Below are 20,528 nucleotides of genomic sequence, written 5' to 3'. Positions count from 1 at the left end.
GTTGACGGAATGGAAAGCAGGGCTCGCGCCCCCGCGCGAGGCGGCGGCCGGCAGCTGTGGCGTCGGGTCAGACCGACGCCACAGGCACTATCCTACTCGAAGATGGCGAAGAAATTCTCGGCCGCAGCGCCTGCATCGTTCGAGCCGCCGCTCCAGTATTCGTCTACGAAGTCGTCGAGTGCGCCAACCTGCTGGGGCGTCAGCACGATCGCCTGGTCCGGCACGATCGCACCCGCAGCCATCAGCTCTACACCCTTCTGTGCGCAGGCGTCCAGCTTCGACTTGTCGACGTCGGAGCGCATCGGAACCGAACCCTTCTTGAGGGCGAATTCGACCTGAATGGCCGGATCCATGACGACTTCGGCGAGAAGTTTCTGCGCCTTGTCGGTCTCGGCATTGGCGGTCTTGGGGAACCAGAGGGAGTCGGCGATGTAGACCATGCCCTTCGACTCCGGCACAATCATGCAGCCATAATCCTTGCCCGGTTCTTTGCCGGCGACGGTGAATTCGCCCTTGGCCCAGTCGCCCATAAACTGCACGCCAGCCTTGGCGGTGATCAGCATGGCGGTTGCGTCGTTCCAGTTGCGGCCGGCTGCACCCGCATCGACATAGCCACGCAGCTTGCCGAGGATCTCCAGGGTCTTCTTCACGCCTTCGACGGATGCCGGGCTCTTGTCCTTGTCGACATAGATCTTCAGGAAGCCGTCGATCCCGACCTGCGAGAGCAGGATCATGTTGAAGACCTTGGTTTGCTGCCAAGGCTGGCCACCCCAGGCGACCGGAACCATGCCGGCAGCCTTCAGCTTGTCGAGATCGGCAAAGAGCTCGTCCCAGGTCTTAGGCTCCTGCGCGATGCCGGCCTTCTCGAAGGCTTCCTTGGAATAGAAGAGCCAGCTTTCACCATGGGCGCCGGTCGGCGCAAGATAGACCTTGCCGTCATAGGAGATGAGATCGTGGATCGATTTCGGCAGGGCGTCGGCCCATTTGCCCGCAGCGGCCACGTCGTCGATCGGATTGAACAGGCCTTGGTTGATGAAATCGGCGGCGGCGAGACCGATGACGCCCTGCTTGGCGCCGGGCGCGTCACCGGCGACGATACGGTTCTGGAAGGCAGCATCGGCCGCGCCGAAGCCGGCAATCGAGGAATCCTTCCAGACGCCGCCGCGCTTTTCGAACTCGGTTTTAATGACATTGAGGGCTGCCGCTTCGCCGCCCGATGTCCAGGACGACATGATCTCGATCGTCGGTTTGTCCTCGGCATGCGCCGAGGCGAAAAGACCGGCAAATGCCACGCCGGCAAGAAAAAGCTTCATCATGGTCTTCATAGTTCCACCTCTTGAAAATGCCCTCTTTGCGGGGCGTTTGTTGTCTCGGGAGTGACTGTCAGCGATAGATCGGCAGGAGCGCCTGCCGGACGAGCGTGAGCCCGTTGGCAATGTCGCGGACGGGATCCGGCGCGGCATCGAGTTCGAGGATCGCCCAGCCTTCATAGGCCCGGTCGCGCAGCAGCCGGATCCAGGCCGGCCAGTCGACCCGTCCGAGGCCGAAGTCGCAGAAATAGGGCTGGTGGCGTTCATGGATGTGCTTGTCGATCGGGGTATCGGCGGGCATCGGACCGATCGCATCCTTCCAGTGGGCGATGATCATGCGCTCGTGATGGCGATCGACAAGCTGGACGGGATCGGAGCCGGCAACGATGATGTGCGCCGTGTCGGGGCACATATGCACATAGGCCGGGTCGGTCAAAAGCATCATCAGGTCGACATCGCGCGCGGCGGCAAAGATCGAGTGCGCCTCGGTGTGCAGCGCCAGCCGCACGCCCTTGGCATAGAGGGTCGCGCCGAGCCGGTTGAGGAAATCGGCGATCACCTTGGCGCGGTCGAAATCATGAAACTGCACCGGCTGGGCGCCGAGCGTCTGGCGCAACGGCGCGCCGATCACCATGATGTCGCTGCCGCAGGCTTTCAGGAAGTCGGCATAGCGTTCGGCCTTGTCGATCAGCGCGCTCTGGGCTTCGGGATCGGCAAAGTCGCCGGCCGCCTCGAGCTCTGCGAAGAAGCCGCTGCACAGCGTCAAGCCGCGTCTTGCCAGTTCGGCGGCGAAGGCGTCGATGGAACCATAGGTCTTGATCGCGTCCTGCCAGTTGAAGGGAGAAAAGGTCAGCTCGACGCCGGTAACGCCGGAGGCCTGGACGCTGTCGAGGATCTTGTCCCAGAAGGCGCGCGGCTCGGCGCGTGCATGATCGACAATCGCTTCATGGCTGTCGACGCCCCAGAAGCCGGGATGGAAGAATGTCACGAGATCGATGCCGAAGCGCAGCCTTTCGCCAGTAGCCATAACCTATCCATTTCCCAAGGCATGGCCTACCCGCGTGCGGAAGGGGTGTTCCGCATCCAATAAGCCATGGATTTTCAAAGCATTAAGGATTGGCAATCGTTTGCCATGACCAAATGATAATCAAGCTGGTTTTTTAAGCAAGCGATTTTTGGCAAACGTTTGCTATAAATCGTCGCCTGCCCTAAAGTTGCAAATCGAAGCATCCGGGAGAGAGAAATAAAAGTGAATAAAAACAAGGATGTGGCAGGAGAAGAGCAATCGGGTGCCTTGATGGCCGATGTTGCGCGGCTCGCCGGTGTGGCGATCTCAACGGTCAGCCGGGCGCTTGCCAATCCCGGGCGGGTCAACGAAAAGACGCGCACCAAGATCAATGCTGCAGCGAGGCAGCTCGGCTACACGCCGAATGCCATGGCGCGCGGTCTCCGGGTCGGCAAATCCAACATCGTCATGATCATCCTGCCGGGATCGCTCTATTACGGGGTCTCCCAGATCATTCCGCAGGTCCTGCAGAGCATCAACAAGTCGCTGATCCAGGGCGGCTACAACCTGATGATCGCCAACCTCGATCGCGACGAGATTTCCGAACGGCATATTCTCGACCTCGCCTTTGGCGGCAGCGTGCGCGGCGCCATCATCCTGTCGTCGAAGCTTCCTGAAGTGGATGGACGCTCACTTGGCGGTTCCGGCCTGCCGATCGTTTCGATGCTGCTCGACATGAGCGATGCCGGCCTGCAGAGCGTCGTGACCAACGACCGCGAGGCGGTGCGCGACGTCACGGCCGAACTCATCCGGCTGGGTCACCGGCGGTTCTTCTATCTGGCCGGGCCCGAAGGCAATTATCACGATGTCGAGCGTTACGGCGGCGTGCTCGAGGCGCTCGAGGCGGCGGGATTGTCCGAGGAACTGGTGCGTCGCTCGGGCGGTCATCTCGATTATCAACACGGCTTCGATATCGGAGTGCAGGCAGCGGACGATTTTGCGACATTGACGGAAAGGCCGACGGCAGTCATCGCTACCAGCGATGACATGGCTATCTCATTTGTCAGCCGTATCCAGCGTGCGGGCTTGAGCATTCCGGGTGATCTGTCCGTCGTCTCCTTCGACGGCTCGCCCGTCTGCGAATTCTCCTCCCCGCCGCTCTCGACAATCGAGCAGCCTGTGGAAGAGATGGGACGCGCGGCGGTCGATCTCCTGCTCGACGCCATTGACCAGCGGCAAAAAGCGGGGGAGGTCCGTACCGTCATCCGCAGCAAGCTTATTCTGCGGGAGAGCGTCGCTCCTCCAAAGACCTGACGGAGCCGGCAAGCCGTGATCGTTCTACTGCGCCACGACCGTCCGAGCTCAATCGCCGCAGCACGTCCACCAGGGTCGGGAGAACGATCCAGTAGCCCTTCGAAGGCGATAGTCACCAGATGGCCGAATCTGGAGGATGTTAATTGCCGGTTTGGCGTGCAAGAGAGATATTTTAGTTGTCATTAATATAATCGTCCGGCAACATTACTGGCCGGCTTCTAGAATTGAATAGTATTGCCACCAGCACGTTGGGGAGACGGGCATGTGCGCAGAACTTGTCGAGCGTCGACTGGCGGCTATTCTGGCTGCCGATGTAGTAGGCTACAGCCGTCTCCTGGAAGCCAACGAAGAGGAGACGCTCAACGCTCTTCGTCAGCATCGCCGCGAGCTCTTCGATCCCGCTGTCGCGACCCATGGCGGACATATAATCAAGCTGATGGGCGACGGTTTCCTGGTCGAGTTCGGGAGCGTGCTCAGTGCTGCACGATGCGCCGTCGAAATCCAGCGCGGCATGCTGGAGCGCAACATGGGGCTTCCAGCGGACAGGCACTTTGCGTTCCGAATAGGCTTGAATCTGGGCGATATCGTCTTCGATGCGGATGACTTTCATGGGGACGGCATTAATGTGGCGGTCCGGCTGCAAGCCCTTGCAGCCCCCGGCGGCATTGCCTGTTCGGCGGCAGTGCGCCACGAAGTCGCAAACAAGCTCGGTCTCGATTTCGCAGATCAGGGCGCCATGAACGTCAAGAACATTTCCCGTCCGGTCCATGTCTATTTTGCCGATTGGGGCAATGTCGCCTCCAGCGAGGAGGTTCCGCCCGCCGCAGGTGTCCACACACGGGCACCCGTCAACAAGCCATCCGTTGCAATCCTGCCATTCGCCAACATCAGCAACGATCCCGAGCAGGATTTTTTCAGCGACGGCATCACCGAAGATCTCATCACGGACCTATCGAATGTTTCAGGCCTATTCGTATTGAGCCGCAACACAGTTTTCACGTGGAAAGGCCGGAACGAAAACCTGCAGCGCATCGCCGGAGAACTCGGCGTTGCCTATATCGTGGAGGGCAGCGTCCGCAAGGCAGGCAATCATGTAAGGATCAATGCGGAATTGATCGAAGCAGCCAGCGACGGCCATGTCTGGGCGGCGCGTTACGACCGCGACCTCACCGACATCTTCGAAATGCAGGACGAGATCGTGAAGGCGATCGTCGAGCAGCTTAAGGTCAAGCTGCTTCCGGAGGAGAAGAAAGCTATCGAGCAGGCGCCGACAGGAAGCGTTGAAGCCTATACACATTTCCTCAGGGGGCGCGAATACTACCATATTGCCTCGCGCTCGAACCATTTGATGGCCAGGCAGAGTTTCGCCAGAGCCATCGAATTGGATCCGGGCTATGCCCGCGCCTATGCCGGCATCGCGGTTTGCGATGCGCGTCTACGGTCTCAGTTCGGCGCGGAAATCCCCGTGGAGGCCATTCTCGCGAACACGGCGACGGCGCTCGTTATCGATCCCAATCTGGCGGAGGCACATGCAGCCAGGGGGTTTGCGTTGGCGGTGGCCGGCAATCGCGCTGAGGCGGTTTCAGCATTCGAGCAGGCTTTGTCGCTGGACGCCAACTGCCACGAGGCGAACCGGTACTATGCCGAATTTTGCGTCACCGACGGTCAGTTCGAACTGGCGGCTACGCACTTTCAGCGCGCAATGGAAATCAAGCCTGCCGATTATGGTGCGCCGATCATGCTCGTGAACGTCTTTCGTTCGCTCGGGCAAATAGACAAGGCCCGCAGCTATGCGCGGATCGCGTTGAAAAGGGCGGAGGAGGAACTGCGGCTCCATCCGGAAAATGCCAATGTTGCCTGCCTGGGAGCGACGGCGCTGGCCTTTCTCGGGGTCCGCGACATGGCGCTGGAATGGTTGGCGCGCGCGCTGGCGACGGATCCCAACGACATAAACATCCAGTACAATGCCGCCTGCACCTATGCACTGCTTGGCGAAATCGACAGAGCGATAGATTTGCTTGAGGTCTGGATGCCTCAAGTCGGCATCGAGATGCGGCTGTGGTTCAAGAACGATTCCGACCTCGATTCCATTCGCAGTCACCCGCGCTATTCGAGGTTGGTTGAGCCGTCTGAATAACGCCCGGTACATTTGGCAAGCCGACCCTAATACTATTTCATTACTTGCTAAAATTCTCGCGAGCGCCGAAGGTCAACTTAAACTGGCAACCATAAAAGTCTTTTGAGGGGGAGCGGATGGGCGCCCGGTTCAGACTTTTTGTACAGCCTCCATTTGAAGATGATTGGTCCAGTCCCGAGATTGTCGAAGTGTCGTCTCCGCTGGGCAGCCTGACAGCTGGGCCGGCCGACGATCGGATGTTCGTTGTGGAGCCGGTTGGCAAGACCGGTCCTTACGGTGCGAACCGCGGACCGCTCGGAACGCCGTACATGTATCTGCCGCCCTGGACCGGGAAAATCCTCGAGCCGGCCAACCCCGATGGGTGCGGCAATTTCGACTATCTGCGACCTTCGATGGCTGGCTTTGAAGCCGCACATGTTTTTGGTTGCGTGCGATTCACACTGGATGTGTGGGAGCGCTATCTCGGTCAGCCGCTCACCTGGCATTTTCGCGATCATTATGACCGTCTGGAAATCTCGATCCTGCAGCGATGGGACAACGCTCAATACGGCTATGGTTTCCTCGAAGTTGGGAGCCAGTTCGAAAACGACGGGCGCGTCCTTCCGTTTAGCCTGGATTTTGACGTCATCGCTCATGAGGTGGGGCACGCAATCATCTTCAGCGTACTGGGCGTGCCGCGCCCGGGAACCGAGTACCCCGAATATCTTGGCTTCCAGGAGGCCTTCTCCGACTGCGTGTCGCTGATCGCGGCCATGCATTTTCCGTCCGTGATCGACAATGTTCTCACGGAGACACGCGGCAACCTTTACCGGGCAAATCGCCTAGCGCGCTTCTCGGAATTTTCGCCACATCGCCAGATACGGTCGGCAAACAACAAAAGGACGATGGCCGACTTCGCACACGGGTGGAAGGACGAGCATGAGCTCTCGCAACCGCTCACCGGCGCGATATTCGACATCCTCGTCGATATCTTCCATGAGAGCCTGGTGGTGCGCGGCTTGATCTCGCGTGCCGTCGAAGACCTCGCAGATATTGCCGAGTTCGATCCGGCTGCCGAGGCGCCCGTGCAGCATGCTTTCGACCGCGCCTTCGCGCGGAACTCAGATGGTTTTGTAGAAGCACTGCTCGACTCGCGCGATATCGTTGGGACGTATCTGGCGGAAACCTTGTGGGCTCTTGCTCCCGACTTTCTGGACTACGGCGATGTCGCGAGGACGATGCTTGCGATTGATCGTAATGAAAGTGCCGGCCAATTCGCACGGATCATCAGCAGAAACTTCAGGCGACGGGCGATCGGCGAGCTGCACGCCGGCGCGCATATTAAAGGTGGCGAGGATCACAGTCATGTCCTCTCTGCGCGCACGTTGTTGCCGATAGATTATCTGGAGTTTCCGAAGATGAACTATCGCGAGAAAGTTTTGCTGTCGAGATCAATGAACGGTCAATAATCAGTTAGATGGAGGGAGACGTGGCAGACAATGAAACCTTACTCGGCATATCAGCGATACATCTCTTCGGGCGCCCACTGAGTGATCTGATTCTCAGAGGCGGACCCATTTACCAGAATCTAAGCGTACCAATAGCAGGGAGAAATAATTTTCTGAGGGACCAGCTTGGTGCGACCGATGCGGTTCTGGCGCGGATCTTTGCTTTCTCCTTTGAGGGAGCATTCATTGAACTTGGTCGACCAGCCATCTTCGTTGTCCACGGTCCTGGGGCCGATCCAGACGATCCGCCCCCGAGGAACGTGGACGGTGATATCGAGTATGACAGATTGTATCGGTCGCCTGGTTCGAGTGCACGAACCGGCCTTGGTTCTCAATTCGGAGCTCTGGCTAAGGACATGAGGGTCTGGATTTATGACAAAGGTGATGTCTCAATGAGACTCGATGCCGAAACAGGAACCCTTGAGCAAATCCTGCTGTCGGCCGAGGTTTCTGCTGATCCCCGAGGGATGACGAGCGGCGCAATGTCCAGATCGGGCGGTGCCCTGTCCCGCTCTGGTGGTGTAATGTCCAGATCAGGCGGGTTCATCCCTCGCAGATCGGGCGATAACGACTAATCTAATATAAAGCGGACTAGGGAGGATAATATGCCCACCGTGAACCCTAAAGTTAAAATCGAGCGCCTCGAGCCAGCGACTGTAGTTGCTCCATTACTTGTTCGAACGCCATTTAAAATCATAGGCTCCGGCTTCAGCAATAAGATATATGTATATATATCTACCAAAGAAGACGGTAGTGATGATGTTTCAAACCCAAGTGCCAGCGACAAGAAAGAAACTTATAAAATCAAAATAGATACTGACGATTCTGCCACGAGCACAGATAGAGTTTTGTCGTTAATTGTTAAACCAGAGCTTGACGCTGGCCCGTTCGATGAAAAAACAGAGTTTTGGGTTGCTGTAAAACTGGATGATATGAATGGTAAGTTTGAAGGTGCGCGAAAAACTTTCAAACTTGTCTGACTTCGAGATCGCTTTGTCGATTGCGGGATAAGGTCCGCCGGCCTTGACCGCCGTCGTCCAGCGCTTCCGGCCCACCGACCTGCGACGGAGGGGCACGCGAGGTAACGCGTGGATCATGGCGTACGGCAGCCCCGCTTCCAAAAGCGCTTTGCTCTTCCATGGATTCTATTTCATCTCGCCGGTAAAATTATAAGTGATTTGCAGAAGCGTCCGACCGAGAAACGAGTGCGGTTGCGGGTTCGAATCCCATCAAGAGCGGATCTCGCCAAAACGATCTGTTCTCGCAGGGGATTCCAGCGGCCGCCGGTCGCCGTCGAGGGACTTCGCAAGTGTTCAGGAATTGTCCCCGCAAAGTGCGGATTGCACTCCATCAAAACTTCGTCTGACCCCATCAACCGACGCATCGTGCTACGAAAAATCACAACACCGAGCGACTTGAAATGTCAGGTCCGCGCGGTGGAATTTTGAAATTCCGAGCACGCATATGGACCTCTCGAAGATCAAGACGCTGATCGACTTTGTCGGACGATCGAACATTACCGAGCTGACCGTAACCGAAAAGGACATGACGGTTCGGATTTTCCGTACGTCTCCGGATCAGGAGGCTGCTGCCGAGCCCGCGCAAAAGCCAGGATCGACGACAAGCCTTGCCCAGGATGCCGGCGCCGATACGCCTTCGAGGCGTGAGAAAACCTATGCGGTGAAGGCGCCGGTCTTCGGCGTTCTGCATCGGACCCCGGCGCCTGGGGAACCGCCATTCGTCACGATCGGTGACAAGGTGGTGGAGGGGCAGACGCTTTTCATCATCGAGGCAATGAAGGTCTTCAACGCGATCGCCGCACCGCGGGCAGGGCGCATTACACACCTCACCGAAATCGACGACGGCGAGGTCGAGACCGGCGATCTGCTGGCGGAGATTGCCTAATGCCGGAAACACCTGAACAATCCGCGACCGGCCGCTTCGATACCGTCCTGATCGCCAACCGCGGCGAGATCGCAGCCCGGATCCAGCGCGCCTGCCGCGAGCTCGGCCTGAAGACGGTCGCCATCTGCTCCGAGGCGGACAGGGAAGCGCCTTACGGCAGCACCGCCGACAGCTTTCTCTGCATTGGTCCGTCGAGTGCTGCCAAGAGCTATCTCAATCAGGATGCCATCCTTCTGGCGGCGCGTCTCGCCGGTGCGGGCGCCATCCATCCGGGATACGGTTTTCTATCGGAAAACGCCGCCTTCGCCGACGCCGCCGAAAAGGCGGGGCTGATCTTCATTGGTCCGACATCTTCCTCGATTGCGATCATGGGCGACAAGATCTCGGCAAAGCGGGCGATGATGGCAGCCGGCGTCCCCTGCGTTCCCGGTCCGGACACCGCGCTGCCCGATGACCCCGCCACGATCGAGCGTGTAGCGCTGGAAATCGGATACCCCGTCATCATCAAGGCGGCCGGGGGCGGCGGCGGACGCGGCATGCGTGTCGTGCCAAAGGCCGATTTGCTGCATGAAGCAATTGCGCTGACGCGGGAGGAGGCCCGCAAGGCCTTCGGCTCACCCTCGCTCTACATGGAGAAATTCTTAGAGCATCCGCGCCACATCGAGATACAGGTCATTTGCGACGATCACGGCAATGCCGTGTGGCTGGGCCACCGGGATTGCTCGATGCAGCGCCGCCATCAGAAAGTGGTGGAGGAGGCGCCGGCAGCGGGAATCGCGCCCGACATCATCCAGCCGGTCGGTCTGGCTTGCGTACAGGCCTGCCTTCAGATCGGCTACCGGGGCGTCGGAACCTTCGAATTCCTCTATGAGGATGGCGCTTTCTATTTCATCGAGATGAACACGCGACTTCAGGTCGAGCATCCCGTCACCGAGATGACCAGCGGTGTCGATATCGTCCAGGCGCAGATAAGGGCGGCTCAGGGTCACGTTCTCGATCTCATCCAAGGCGATGTGACATGCGATGGCCATTCCTTCGAATGCCGCATCAACGCCGAGGATCCGGAAACCTTCCTGCCGTCGGCGGGTGTTGTCACCCATCTGGCGTTGCCCGCTGGCCCGGGCATCCGCGTCGATACGCATATTCATGCCGGCTACAAGGTCTCGCCCTATTACGATTCTCTGATCGCCAAGCTGATCGTCCATGCGCCGACGCGGGCCGAAGCGATGGCAAGAATGCGCGAAGCGCTTGCCGGCACTGAGGTCGAGGGGATTTCCACCAATATCCCCTTCCTGCGCGCTCTGTTCGAGGATGGCACATTCGCGCGCGGCGAGACGGATATCCATTATCTCGAACAATGGCTGAAGCTGCGGAGGGCGGCATGAGCGCGATCGATTTCAGCGATCCGGCGACCATCGCATTGCTCACCGAGGCGTTGACGGCCGCGGGCGTGAACGGTCTTGAAATCTCCCGGCCGGGCGGACAGCTTCGTATCGTCGTCGCCGGAAAAGGCGGCGCCCGGATCAGCTCGACCGGAGCGATGCCGCGCACTCCCGGCTCCGCGTCCGCCGTCGTGAAGGCGCCGATGGCCGGCCGCTTCTGTGTCGAGCATCCGACCTCCGCCGCGCCGCAAAATCTGCCGCGCTCGGTATCCGACGCGGATATCGTCGGCATTGTCGGGGTAGGGCATATCCTGCTTCCCCTTCGCGCCGGCCGTTCCGGCATTTTGACCAGGCTGCTCGCCGAGCCCGGTGCGCTGGTCGGCTTCGGTGACCCTCTGTTCGAAATCGAGCTCCAGTCATGATCGTCACGACGAACAGACATGCATCGCAACGCGAGATCGTTCCGGCCACCAAAAGCCTGGCGCGGGTTTCCTCGATCGGCGCCAGATCCTTCCTGCTCGAGGCGCCAGGCGACTTCGATCTCATCGCGCAGCGGCGGATCTGGGCTCTGTCCCAGACCGTGAAAGGTTGGGCGGACCTTGCGGAAAACATTCCGGGCATGACCAATCTGCTGGTGATCCTCAAGGAGACGCCCGAGGATCCTGATGCGGTGGTCGCTCGGCTGCTGGAGGCATGGGAGAATGCCCGCAGCATCGATCTCAAGGGCAAGACCATCGAGATCCCCGTCCATTATGGCGGCGAATATGCGACGGATCTTCCAGCCCTTTGCGATCTCTCGGGCTTGAGCGACCGCCAGGTCGTCCGCATCCATCATGAAGCGACTTACCGTGTCTTCGCCTTGGGCAGCGCTCCCGGTTTCGGTTATCTGCATGGTCTCGATCCGCGCATCTACATGCCGCGAAAGACCGTACCTTCGCTGAAGATGCCGAAGGGCTGCTTGACCATCGGCGGCATGCAGACTGGCGTCGCCATGCTCACAGGTCCGAATGGCTGGAATTCCATCGGCTTCGCGACACTTGAGATGTTCGACCCTACGTCGCCGACCCCCGCCATGATGGCGCCGGGAGATACGGTGCGGTTCCTGCCGGCAGGGATTGAGCTATGATCGAGATCATCGAAAGCGGCCCGTTCAACACAGTGCAGGATCTTGGCCGCCCCGGCTATCGCGACATCGGCGTATCGGCGAGCGGCGCCATGGATCCGCTTGCGGTCCGGATCGGCAACATTCTCGTCGGCAATGACGAAAATGCGGCCGCGATAGAGGTGCAGACCTTCCCGTTCAGTCTGCGTTTCGAGCGGCGCATGGTGTTTGCCGTTACCGGTGCAGACGGCAATCCTCATCTCAATGGATCGGAACTGCTTTCCTGGTGCGCCTACCTCGCGGAGCCCGGACAGGTTCTCGAACTGAAGCAGCCCCCGCGGCTGGCGCGCTCCTATATTTCGCTCGGAGGCGGGCTGGATATCCCCGTTGTCATGGGTTCGCAAAGCACGTCGCTTCGCGGCGGTTTCGGCGGCAATGCCGGCCGGCCTTTGGCGAAGGGCGATCGGATCGCGGTCGGCGAGGACGCAGAGTTGGTCATGCTTCCGGCCCCTGGTCTCGCCGTCGTCGAACCATCCGTGGCGCTGCGCGATGTCTTCCCGGCTGCTGTCGACGGCACGCTGCCGATCCGCGCCCTGCCTGCCGGCGAGCATGATCTTTTCGCCGGCGATGGCGAAGCCTTCTGGAGCCAGACCTGGAGGATTTCCTCCCGAAGCGACCGGACGGGCTACCGCTTATCAGGCGAGCCCATCACGCCGACTGCGTCCATCGAGATGCGCTCCCACGGTGTCGTGCCCGGCGTGATCCAGGTTCCGCCCGGCGGCGAACCGATCGTGCAGATGAGCGATGCCAACACCGCCGGCGGATATCCGAAGATCGCCGGCGTGATCGAGTGCGATCTCTGGCGGCTCGGCCAAGCCCGCATCGGCGCCCGCCTGAACTTCGTTCGCTCGACGCATGCCGAGGCGCGCAAGGTGGAACAGGCTGTCGCCGGCTATGTCGAGGACGTCAGGCAGACATCCCGGATGGTCAAGCGCGCCTTGAAGGCGATGGCCTAATGCGTGTCGCCGAAAAGGCCGTCAAAAGGAGGAACTGATGAAGATCGATCTGAATTCCGACATGGGCGAAGGATTCGGTCCCTACCGGCTGTGCGACGACGAAGCGATGATGAAACTTGTCTCGTCGGCCAACATCGCCTGCGGTTTCCATGGCGGCGACCCGGATACGATGGGACGCATGGTCCGGCTTGCGAAGCTGAACGGCGTCGGCATCGGCGCGCATCCCGGTTTGCCCGACCGGCCGGGTTTCGGCCGGCGCGAGATACCGTTTCCGGCCGATGAGCTTCGCCAGCAGATGCTCTATCAGCTCGGCGCATTGATGGCGATCGCCAAAGCCGAGGGTGTCACTGTCTCCCATATCAGCTTCCATGCGGCCATGGGCAATATGGTCAACCGCGATCCTGTGCTGGCCGATCTGATGATGGATGCGATCGCCACGGTCGATGCTGGTCTCGTCGTCTTCGTGACCCATGGCAGCGAGATTCAGCAGGCGGCCAAACGCGTAGGTTTGAAGACGCTGGCGCTTTTCCTTGCCGACCGGGCCTATGACGCCGAGGGCAGAATTGTCGCGCGCGGGCTGCCTGGGGCCGTCATCAAGGACGAAGCCGCAGTGCGTGCGCGTGTGCGGCAATTCCTCCTCAAGGGAAGCGTCGAGACGATCGACGGAACCGTGATCGCGATGCCGGCCCGCTCTATTCTCGTCCACAGCGACACACCCGGCGCCCTCGAGCTTGCCGGCATCGTGCGCGGCGAGATCGAAGCCACGGGCGCGACGCTCGCTCCTGCCGCCGAACTCGCCGACTGACACAATCCCGATCGCCTGCGGGCGGTCTCCCGTTCCCATCTCCCATCGAAGGACCATGTCGATGTCCGTCATCGCTGACCGCCTGAAAAACGTCTCCATATCCGCATCCGCCGCCATGACCCAGCGCGCCAGGGAACTGGCCGCCAACGGGATTAAAGTCGTCAGCCTCTCGTCTGGAGAGCCGGATTTCCCCACTCCGGCGCATGCGATCGAGGCGGCTCACGCGGCGGCTCTTGCAGGCGATACGAAATATCCTCCGATGGACGGAACGCCGGCGCTTAAATCCGCCATCATCCGGAAGTTCAAACGGGACAACAATCTCGACTATGAGGCCAGCCAGATCGTCGTCTCGGGGGGCGGCAAGCAGGTGATCTTCAATGCCATGCTGGCAACCTGCAATCCGGGCGACGAGGTCATCATTCCCACGCCCTCCTGGGTCAGCTATGCCGATATCGTCAAATTCGCCGGTGGCGTCCCGGTCGCCGTCCCCTGCCACGAGCAGACCGGCTTCAAGCTGCGTCCCGAGGATCTGGAGGCGGCGATCACGCCGCGCACCAAGTGGCTCTTCCTGAATTTCCCGAACAATCCGACCGGTGCAGCCTGCTCCCGGGCGGAGATGGCTGCCATCGCCGAGGTCATGCTGCGTCATCCCAATGTCTGGATCATGACCGACGATATCTATGAACACCTGGTCTATGACGACTTCCAGTTCTGCACGATCGCCGAAGTCGAGCCCAGGCTCTATGATCGCGTCCTGACGATGAACGGCGTCTCCAAGGCTTACGCTATGACAGGCTGGCGGCTCGGCTTTTGTGCCGGGCCGAAAGAGCTGATCTCTGCCGTCAGCAACGTCAACGGCCAGAATGGCGGCGGCATCGCGACGCTGACGCAGGCTGCGGCGACCGCTGCCCTGGACGGTCCTCAAGATCTCTTGAAGGAGCGTGCCGCGATCTACAAGGAAAGACGCGACTTCGTCCTCGACAAATTGTCGGAAGTGGAAGGGCTGCGCTGCCATAGGCCCGAAGGCGCCTTCTACATCTATCCGAATATCTCAGGGCTGATCGGCAAGACCAGCAAGGGCGGGCGAAAGATCGAGACCGACGTCGATTTCGTCATGGCGCTCGTGGAGGAGCATCATGTCGCGACCGTGCAAGGGGCGGCTTACGGAATGAGCCCCTTCTTCCGCATTTCCTATGCGACCAGCATGGAAAAGCTCGGCGAAGGCTGCGCGCGCATAGCTCAGTTCTGCAGGGATATGCGCTAAGCGCAGCCTCCTCAGACTTTCAACCGCGCCGTCAGCTCGAGAAGGATGTCGCGGACGGCAAGGGCCGGTTCCGACAGGGGATTCTGGTCGGAAACGCACAGCGACAGGGTTTCTTCTATTCGCGGCGAGACGAGCCGGCAGATCAGCGGCTCACTCGATTCCGATACGATGCGGTCGGCGATGGCTTTCGGCATGATCGTCGCGCCGAGGCCGCTGCCCACCGCCCGGGCCAGCGTCCGGACGATTTCGACTTCCGCCACGACTTTCAAATTGGTGCGGGTGCGGGTGAAGGCGGTATCGACCGCGCGGCGGACGAAATTATAGGCCGGCGGCAACAGCAGCGGTATTCCGTCGAGAGTATTGACCGGAACGGGTTTCGCATCCGCTTCAATCGCAAAGTCCCGATGCGCGACAAGGAAAAACTCTTCGCTGAGGATCGGCTCGAACCGGACACCCTTGATCGGTCCGGTTCCATGGAGAAGCGCCATCTCCAGCCGGCCGTTCATGATCATCTGGCTATAGGTCTGGCCGACGCTTTCGGTGAGGTGCAGCAGGATACCGGGATGTCGTTTGCGGGTCTCCGCCAGGAGGTCGACCGACAGCGTAGCGGCACTGCTGAACGGCACCAGACCAACGGACACACGCCCGGCAAGCGAATTGCCGGCTGCCGATGCATCCGCTTGCGCCTGCTCCATCTGCCGAAGGATAATCTGCGCATGGCGATACACCGCGTGTCCCGCATCGGTCATGCTGACGCCCTGCTGGCTGCGGATCAGCAGCTTATGGCCGAAATGCTCCTCCAGTGCGGCAAGCTGCTGACTGAGCGCCGGCTGGGCGATGTGCAAAAGGTCCGCCGCTCGCGTGATGCTGCCGCTGTCGACGATCACGATGAAAGATTTAAGGCGTCTGATGTCCATGAGGATCGGGGTACCGTTCTGATCTGCGCGGCTTACATTTGCAGACACGCATTGCTTTTGCAACGCGACGCCGTCGCTGCTTTCCTCAGGCCCTGATGCCGCAAGACGATGCCCGGCATCAGCTCTTTCTCTTCTTCAGCAGCCTGCGCCGGCTCCATAACCGTTGCTTATTGCTCCAGAGATAATCGGTCTTAGGCAAGGGGTTTAAGCTTCGCTACTGTCTCAATCAACAACAAGGGAACGACAATGCCATTCTCCGACTACAAGACCGCACTGGTGACCGGCGCATCCTCCGGTATCGGCGCTGCCGTGGTTGAGCGGCTCCGCCGGGAGAACATCGAGGTCCATGCCGTTGCCCGCAGTGCCGAAGCGCTGCAGCAGCTGGCCGCGCGGACGGGCTGCATCGCCCACGTCATCGACGTAACCGACCGTCAGGCCATGGCCGAGCTCACGCGTCGGGTGGAGTTCGATATTCTCGTCAACAATGCCGGTGTCGACCGGCCGAAGAAGTTCCTGGAAGCCGACGAGGGCGATATCGATCTCATTGTCGACGTCAATCTCCGGGCGGTCCTGCACATCTGCCGGCTGGTCGTGCCCGGTATGGTGGCGCGCGACCGCGGGCATGTCATCAACATTTCGTCGATCGCCGGCGCCTACAATTTCGGCGGCAACTCATCCTATCACGCCACCAAGGCAGGGGTGAGCATGCTGTCCAACCAGCTGCGCATCGACGCTTTCGGCAAGCGGGTACGGGTCACGGAAATCTGCCCCGGCCGGGTCGCCACTGACATTTTCAATCACGTGCACGGTGATGACCCCAGCATCCGCGAACGGTTCATCGACGGCTTCGAACTGCCGCAGGCGGCCGATATCGCCGACGCGATTGCCTTCGCCATAGCAGCCCCCGTCGCCGTCAACATCGGACACATGGAGATCACGCCGACGCTGCAGGTCATGGGCGGCCTGCAGACCGCAAAGCCCCAACCTGCGGCGAAGCCGGATCAATCCGGGGAGCCAAACCCGTGAGCGGCTTCGACCTTTCGGCAATCCTCGGAAATCCGGAATACACCGCCATGCTGCTGCATGGCATCGAGATGACCTTCATCATCTATGCCGGCTCGTGGTCTATGGCGATGGCGCTGGCACTTCTGCTGCTGGCTTTGCGTTTGTCACCCTTTCGTTTCGGCGATCCGTTAGTTGCCACTTACGTCTCTTACCACAGGAACGTCCCCACCCTGGTTCAGCTCATGCTGTGGTACTTCGGGATTTTCACCCTGATGCCAAGCGAAGTAGCCGAATGGCTGGCCGTCCATAATGCCGAGGCCATCTTCGCGGTGATCGGGCTCGGGCTTTGCCAGGCGGCCTATTTCGGCGAAGATCTTCGTTCCGGCGTGCGCTCGGTCAGCCCCGGCCAGATGCAGGCAGCCCGCGCGCTTGGCCACGGTTATATCTCGGCGATGCGTTTCGTCATCATGCCGCAGGGCGTGCGCAACGCCCTGCCGCCGCTCATCAATCATAGCGTCTCCCTGTTCAAGAACAGCAGTCTCGCCGTCGTCATCGGCGCCTCGGAACTGACCCATGCCGTCAAGGAAATCGAGAACCTCAGTTTCCGGACCTTCGAGATCTACCTGATCGGCACGGTTCTCTACCTTTTCTTCTCGCTCGTGATCATGAGCATCGGCGCCTATCTGTCGATGCGCACCGATCCTGCCAGGAGTGCGCGCGCATGATCCATGACATGATCGCCATCGTCCAAGACTACTGGCTTCTGCTCTTGATCGGCCAATATCCGAACGGACCGCTCGGCGGGCTCGCCAACACGCTGATCCTGTCGGCGCTCAGCATCGCTCTCGCCTTTCCGGTCAGCATCCTGTTCGCATTGGCGCGGCTCTCCAAGTCGCCGCTGCTGCGCTGGCCGGTCACCGCACTCGTCTATTTCACCCGGGGCGTGCCTCTCTTGATGCTCATCCTGTGGAGCTATTTCCTGGTTCCGCTCTTGACCGGCGCCGACGTGCCGAGCTTCGTCACCATGCTGACGACGCTCGTGGTCTATCAGAGCGCATTTCTGAGCGAAGTCGTGCGTGCCGGCATCGTCGCGCTCGGACCGGGCCAGATGGACGCCGGACGTGCGCTTGGTCACGGCTATTTAGGTGCGATGCGCTTCATCATCCTGCCGCAGGCACTCTACAACATGATCCCCAGCATCATCTCCACCTTCGTCTCGACGATCAAGGACACGACGCTCGGCTACGTGATCAATGTGCCGGACCTGACCTTTGCCGCAAGCCAGGTCAACAACCAGCTCCTGACGCAGCCTTTCCAGGTCTTCCTCATTCTGGCGATCGTCTACTTCGCCATCTGCTGGACGCTCACCTACTTCGCAAATCGCCTCGAGCGGAGCATCACGCGGCGGCGTGCGGGACTTTCCAACCTTCCTTCCGCCGCCTTGGTCGCGCCATCGAAAATCATATCGGAGCAGCCATGACCATGTCAGTTTCAGCACAGGAATTGCAGACGATCCGGCTTTCGCAAGTCTGCAAGAGCTACGGCGACTATCCGGTCCTGAAGGACATCGATGCGCAGGTGACACGCGGCGAAGTCGTGGTCATCTGCGGGCCGTCCGGTTCGGGAAAATCGACGCTGATCCGCACAATCAATCGCCTCGAGGAGATCAACAGCGGATCAATCACGCTCGACGGGCAAAACATTCACGCCGCCATGCGGGCGAAGGAACTCAACGCGTTGCGCAGCCGGATCGGCTTCGTATTTCAGAATTTCAACCTGTTTCCGCACCTTTCGGTGGTCGAAAACGTCTCGATGTCGCCGATCCGGGTGAAAGGCGTGGCGCCTGACGTTGCAGAGGACAAGGCCCTCAAGCTTCTCGATCGGGTCGGCCTTGCCGACAAGGCGCGGGCCTATCCCGGGCAACTCTCGGGCGGCCAGCAGCAACGGGTGGCAATCGCCCGCGCCCTTGCCATGGAACCGCCGGTGATGCTGTTCGACGAGCCGACCAGCGCGCTCGATCCTGAAATGGTCGGCGAAGTGCTGGCCGTCATGAAGAGCCTGGCATCCGAAGGCATGACCATGCTCTGCGTCACCCACGAAATGGGTTTCGCGCGCGACGTCGCGGATCGGGTCTGGTTCATCGATGCCGGCCAGATCCTCGAAATGGCGCCCCCCGAGGAATTCTTCAACAATCCACGCCATCCCCGGGCGCAGCGTTTCCTCGCTGATCTCAGGCATTGATACCAACCACCAAAAACAAAGGAGAACAGCAATGAACTGGAAATGCCTAACCCTCACCGTCGCATTTGCCGGCATGGCGGCCGCTGTGCCCGCAAAAGCCGATCAGCTCGACAACATCATCTCGGCGAAAACCCTGCGCTGCGCGACGTTCGCCGACGTTCCTCCCTTCGCATCACCCGATCCGAAGACCCGCGAAATGGCCGGTTTCGATGTCGATCTCTGCAGCGCGATCGCCAAGGAATTGGGCGTCAAGGCTGAGATCAAGCCGGTTTCGGTCGAGGCGCGCGTGCCCGAGGTCAAGCTCGGCCGGGTCGACATCACCGTTGCCAACCTTGCCTATACTCTGAGCCGTGCTGAGCAGATCCAGTTCAGCGATCCCTATTATCTCGCCAAGGAAATGCTGATCGTGCCGGCGGACGATGCCGGCAAGAAGAAGGCCGACTACGCAGGCCAGCGCATCGCTTCGACCAAGGGTTCGACCTCCGAGATGTCGATCAAGCTCAACAAATCCGACCCGCTGACCTTCCAGGATACCGCCTCGGCCTATCTCGCCGTTCAGCAGGGCAAGGCCCGCGGCATGGTGGCCAACACCATGACGACGACCAAGTTCGTCAATGAATCGAAGAGCAAGGGCAAGCCAATGCGGATGATCGAGGAGCCGATGCTGTATCAGCCGATCGGCATCGGCATGGCCAAGGATCAGCCGGCGCTGACCGCCAAGATCAACGAGATCCTTCGCAAGCTCGACACATCGGGCGAGATTAACAAGATCTGGGACAAGTGGCTCGGCCCGGATACCGAATACAAGATGACGCGCACCGACAAGGTCGTATCGCTCTCGGAGCTGAAGTTCGACCCGATCCCTTAAGACCTCGGTGTCTTCCGATGACGATATCCAAACGAAATCAGACGGCGGGACATGCCCGCCGTCAGCCAAAAATGGGAGGCATCCATGATCCATATTAAAGATATTGCCGAACGGCCAAGCAAAGCCGATATCGACGCCGTTTCCAAATTTTCGCCAGCGACGATCCATGAAGCCCAAGGGCGCCGCGGAGCGCTTTCCTCCCGTCTGAAGCCCGTCGACTACCGCATGAAACTCTGCGGTCCGGCCTTCACAGTGAAGTGCGCGCCGCGTGACAACATCATGCTGCAACTCGCCATCAATTACGCAAAGCCGGGCGATATCATCGTCGTATCGGCGGGCGAATACGAAGAGGCCGGATCCTTCGGGGACGTCCTCGCCAATGCCTGCCTGGCAAAGGGCATCGGCGGTCTCGTGACCGACACCGGTGTGCGCGATACGCTGCAACTGAGGGAGCTTGGCTTTCCGGTCTTCTCGCTCAGCGTCTGCATCAAGGGGACAGTGAAGGAAACCATCGCGGCGGTGAACGACACGATCATCGTCGGCGGCGAAATCATCCATCCCGGCGACATCATCGCCGGCGATGCCGACGGCCTGGTGATCGTGCGCCGCCAGGAAGCGCAGGAAGTCGCCAGGCTGTCACAGGCCCGCGAAGATGCCGAGGCCGGCTATATCGCGGCATATAAGCAGGGCAAATCGGTCATCGAGGTCAGCAATCTCGAACCGGTGCTGAAAGCCAAGGGCCTCGTCGTCGACATCTGACGCGACAGCG

At 60.1% G+C, this 20,528-nt stretch carries 21 protein-coding genes; 18 read left to right on the top strand and 3 right to left on the bottom strand.

What is annotated here, in order from left to right; translation table 11 throughout:
• Positions 1-92: 92 nt before the first annotated feature.
• Positions 93-1,325, bottom strand: coding sequence for an ABC transporter substrate-binding protein (locus HX899_RS03395; protein ID WP_171600007.1), 1,233 nt, complete (start codon positions 1,323-1,325; stop codon positions 93-95).
• A gap of 58 nt (positions 1,326-1,383) precedes the next feature.
• Positions 1,384-2,337, bottom strand: a complete 954-nt coding sequence (locus HX899_RS03390; RefSeq protein WP_138334535.1) for a sugar phosphate isomerase/epimerase — start codon at positions 2,335-2,337, stop codon at positions 1,384-1,386.
• Positions 2,338-2,559: 222 nt separating this feature from the next.
• On the opposite strand from HX899_RS03390, the gene HX899_RS03385 reads away from it, so the two are divergent.
• The 12 genes from HX899_RS03385 (at position 2,560) to HX899_RS03330 (ending at position 14,728) form a co-directional block, all read left to right on the top strand.
• A complete protein-coding gene (locus HX899_RS03385) occupies positions 2,560-3,630 on the top strand; it encodes a LacI family DNA-binding transcriptional regulator (protein ID WP_138334534.1) in 1,071 nt (356 codons plus the stop codon).
• 262 nt (positions 3,631-3,892) lie between these two features.
• A complete protein-coding gene (locus HX899_RS03380; protein ID WP_138334533.1) occupies positions 3,893-5,767 on the top strand; it encodes an adenylate/guanylate cyclase domain-containing protein in 1,875 nt (624 codons plus the stop codon).
• 116 nt (positions 5,768-5,883) lie between these two features.
• A complete protein-coding gene (locus HX899_RS03375; RefSeq protein WP_138334532.1) occupies positions 5,884-7,215 on the top strand; it encodes a hypothetical protein in 1,332 nt (443 codons plus the stop codon).
• Positions 7,216-7,223: 8 nt separating this feature from the next.
• Positions 7,224-7,829: a hypothetical protein gene (locus HX899_RS03370; protein ID WP_138334531.1), complete on the top strand. Its 606-nt coding sequence runs from the start codon at positions 7,224-7,226 to the stop codon at positions 7,827-7,829.
• 30 nt (positions 7,830-7,859) lie between these two features.
• Positions 7,860-8,234 (top strand): hypothetical protein, encoded by a 375-nt coding sequence (locus HX899_RS03365; RefSeq protein ID WP_138334530.1) that lies wholly within the window; start codon positions 7,860-7,862, stop codon positions 8,232-8,234.
• A gap of 484 nt (positions 8,235-8,718) precedes the next feature.
• Entirely contained in the window at positions 8,719-9,159 is a 441-nt protein-coding gene (locus tag HX899_RS03360; protein WP_138334529.1) for a biotin/lipoyl-containing protein, read from the top strand.
• A complete protein-coding gene (locus tag HX899_RS03355; RefSeq protein ID WP_181291622.1) occupies positions 9,159-10,544 on the top strand; it encodes an acetyl/propionyl/methylcrotonyl-CoA carboxylase subunit alpha in 1,386 nt (461 codons plus the stop codon). Before HX899_RS03360 ends, HX899_RS03355 begins: the two co-directional genes overlap by 1 nt.
• Entirely contained in the window at positions 10,541-10,963 is a 423-nt protein-coding gene (locus tag HX899_RS03350) for an acetyl-CoA carboxylase biotin carboxyl carrier protein subunit (protein WP_138334527.1), read from the top strand. The genes HX899_RS03355 and HX899_RS03350 overlap by 4 nt, the downstream gene beginning before the upstream one ends.
• Positions 10,960-11,667 carry a 5-oxoprolinase subunit PxpB gene (pxpB, locus tag HX899_RS03345; protein WP_138334526.1) on the top strand — a complete coding sequence of 236 codons (708 nt, stop codon included), beginning with the start codon at positions 10,960-10,962 and terminating at the stop codon, positions 11,665-11,667. The genes HX899_RS03350 and pxpB overlap by 4 nt, the downstream gene beginning before the upstream one ends.
• Positions 11,664-12,659 carry a biotin-dependent carboxyltransferase family protein gene (locus HX899_RS03340; protein ID WP_138334732.1) on the top strand — a complete coding sequence of 332 codons (996 nt, stop codon included), beginning with the start codon at positions 11,664-11,666 and terminating at the stop codon, positions 12,657-12,659. Before pxpB ends, HX899_RS03340 begins: the two co-directional genes overlap by 4 nt.
• 37 nt (positions 12,660-12,696) lie before the next feature.
• On the top strand, positions 12,697-13,464 hold the full coding sequence (locus tag HX899_RS03335) for a 5-oxoprolinase subunit PxpA (protein WP_138334731.1): 768 nt from the start codon (positions 12,697-12,699) through the stop codon (positions 13,462-13,464).
• A gap of 61 nt (positions 13,465-13,525) precedes the next feature.
• Entirely contained in the window at positions 13,526-14,728 is a 1,203-nt protein-coding gene (locus tag HX899_RS03330) for a pyridoxal phosphate-dependent aminotransferase (protein ID WP_138334730.1), read from the top strand.
• A gap of 11 nt (positions 14,729-14,739) precedes the next feature.
• Here HX899_RS03330 and nac read toward each other — a convergent pair whose 3' ends face one another.
• Positions 14,740-15,645 carry a nitrogen assimilation transcriptional regulator NAC gene (gene nac / locus HX899_RS03325; protein ID WP_138334729.1) on the bottom strand — a complete coding sequence of 302 codons (906 nt, stop codon included), beginning with the start codon at positions 15,643-15,645 and terminating at the stop codon, positions 14,740-14,742.
• Between the two features lie 246 nt (positions 15,646-15,891).
• Between nac and HX899_RS03320 the strand changes: the two genes are divergently transcribed.
• The 6 genes from HX899_RS03320 (at position 15,892) to HX899_RS03295 (ending at position 20,518) form a co-directional block, all read left to right on the top strand.
• Positions 15,892-16,671 carry an SDR family oxidoreductase gene (locus HX899_RS03320; protein WP_138334728.1) on the top strand — a complete coding sequence of 260 codons (780 nt, stop codon included), beginning with the start codon at positions 15,892-15,894 and terminating at the stop codon, positions 16,669-16,671.
• Positions 16,668-17,375: an amino acid ABC transporter permease gene (locus HX899_RS03315; protein WP_181291621.1), complete on the top strand. Its 708-nt coding sequence runs from the start codon at positions 16,668-16,670 to the stop codon at positions 17,373-17,375. Before HX899_RS03320 ends, HX899_RS03315 begins: the two co-directional genes overlap by 4 nt.
• Positions 17,372-18,130: an amino acid ABC transporter permease gene (locus HX899_RS03310; protein ID WP_138334726.1), complete on the top strand. Its 759-nt coding sequence runs from the start codon at positions 17,372-17,374 to the stop codon at positions 18,128-18,130. Before HX899_RS03315 ends, HX899_RS03310 begins: the two co-directional genes overlap by 4 nt.
• Positions 18,127-18,891: an amino acid ABC transporter ATP-binding protein gene (locus tag HX899_RS03305; protein ID WP_138334725.1), complete on the top strand. Its 765-nt coding sequence runs from the start codon at positions 18,127-18,129 to the stop codon at positions 18,889-18,891. Before HX899_RS03310 ends, HX899_RS03305 begins: the two co-directional genes overlap by 4 nt.
• 31 nt (positions 18,892-18,922) lie before the next feature.
• Positions 18,923-19,759, top strand: coding sequence for an ABC transporter substrate-binding protein (locus HX899_RS03300; protein ID WP_181291620.1), 837 nt, complete (start codon positions 18,923-18,925; stop codon positions 19,757-19,759).
• A gap of 84 nt (positions 19,760-19,843) precedes the next feature.
• Positions 19,844-20,518, top strand: a complete 675-nt coding sequence (locus HX899_RS03295) for a 4-carboxy-4-hydroxy-2-oxoadipate aldolase/oxaloacetate decarboxylase (protein ID WP_028755774.1) — start codon at positions 19,844-19,846, stop codon at positions 20,516-20,518.
• Positions 20,519-20,528 lie beyond the last annotated feature (10 nt).

It is taken from the genome of Rhizobium sp. WYCCWR 11146 (genome assembly GCF_013591995.1).
GTDB classification, from domain to species: domain Bacteria; phylum Pseudomonadota; class Alphaproteobacteria; order Rhizobiales; family Rhizobiaceae; genus Rhizobium; species Rhizobium indicum.
This window is presented reverse-complemented; position numbering and strand designations above follow the sequence as displayed.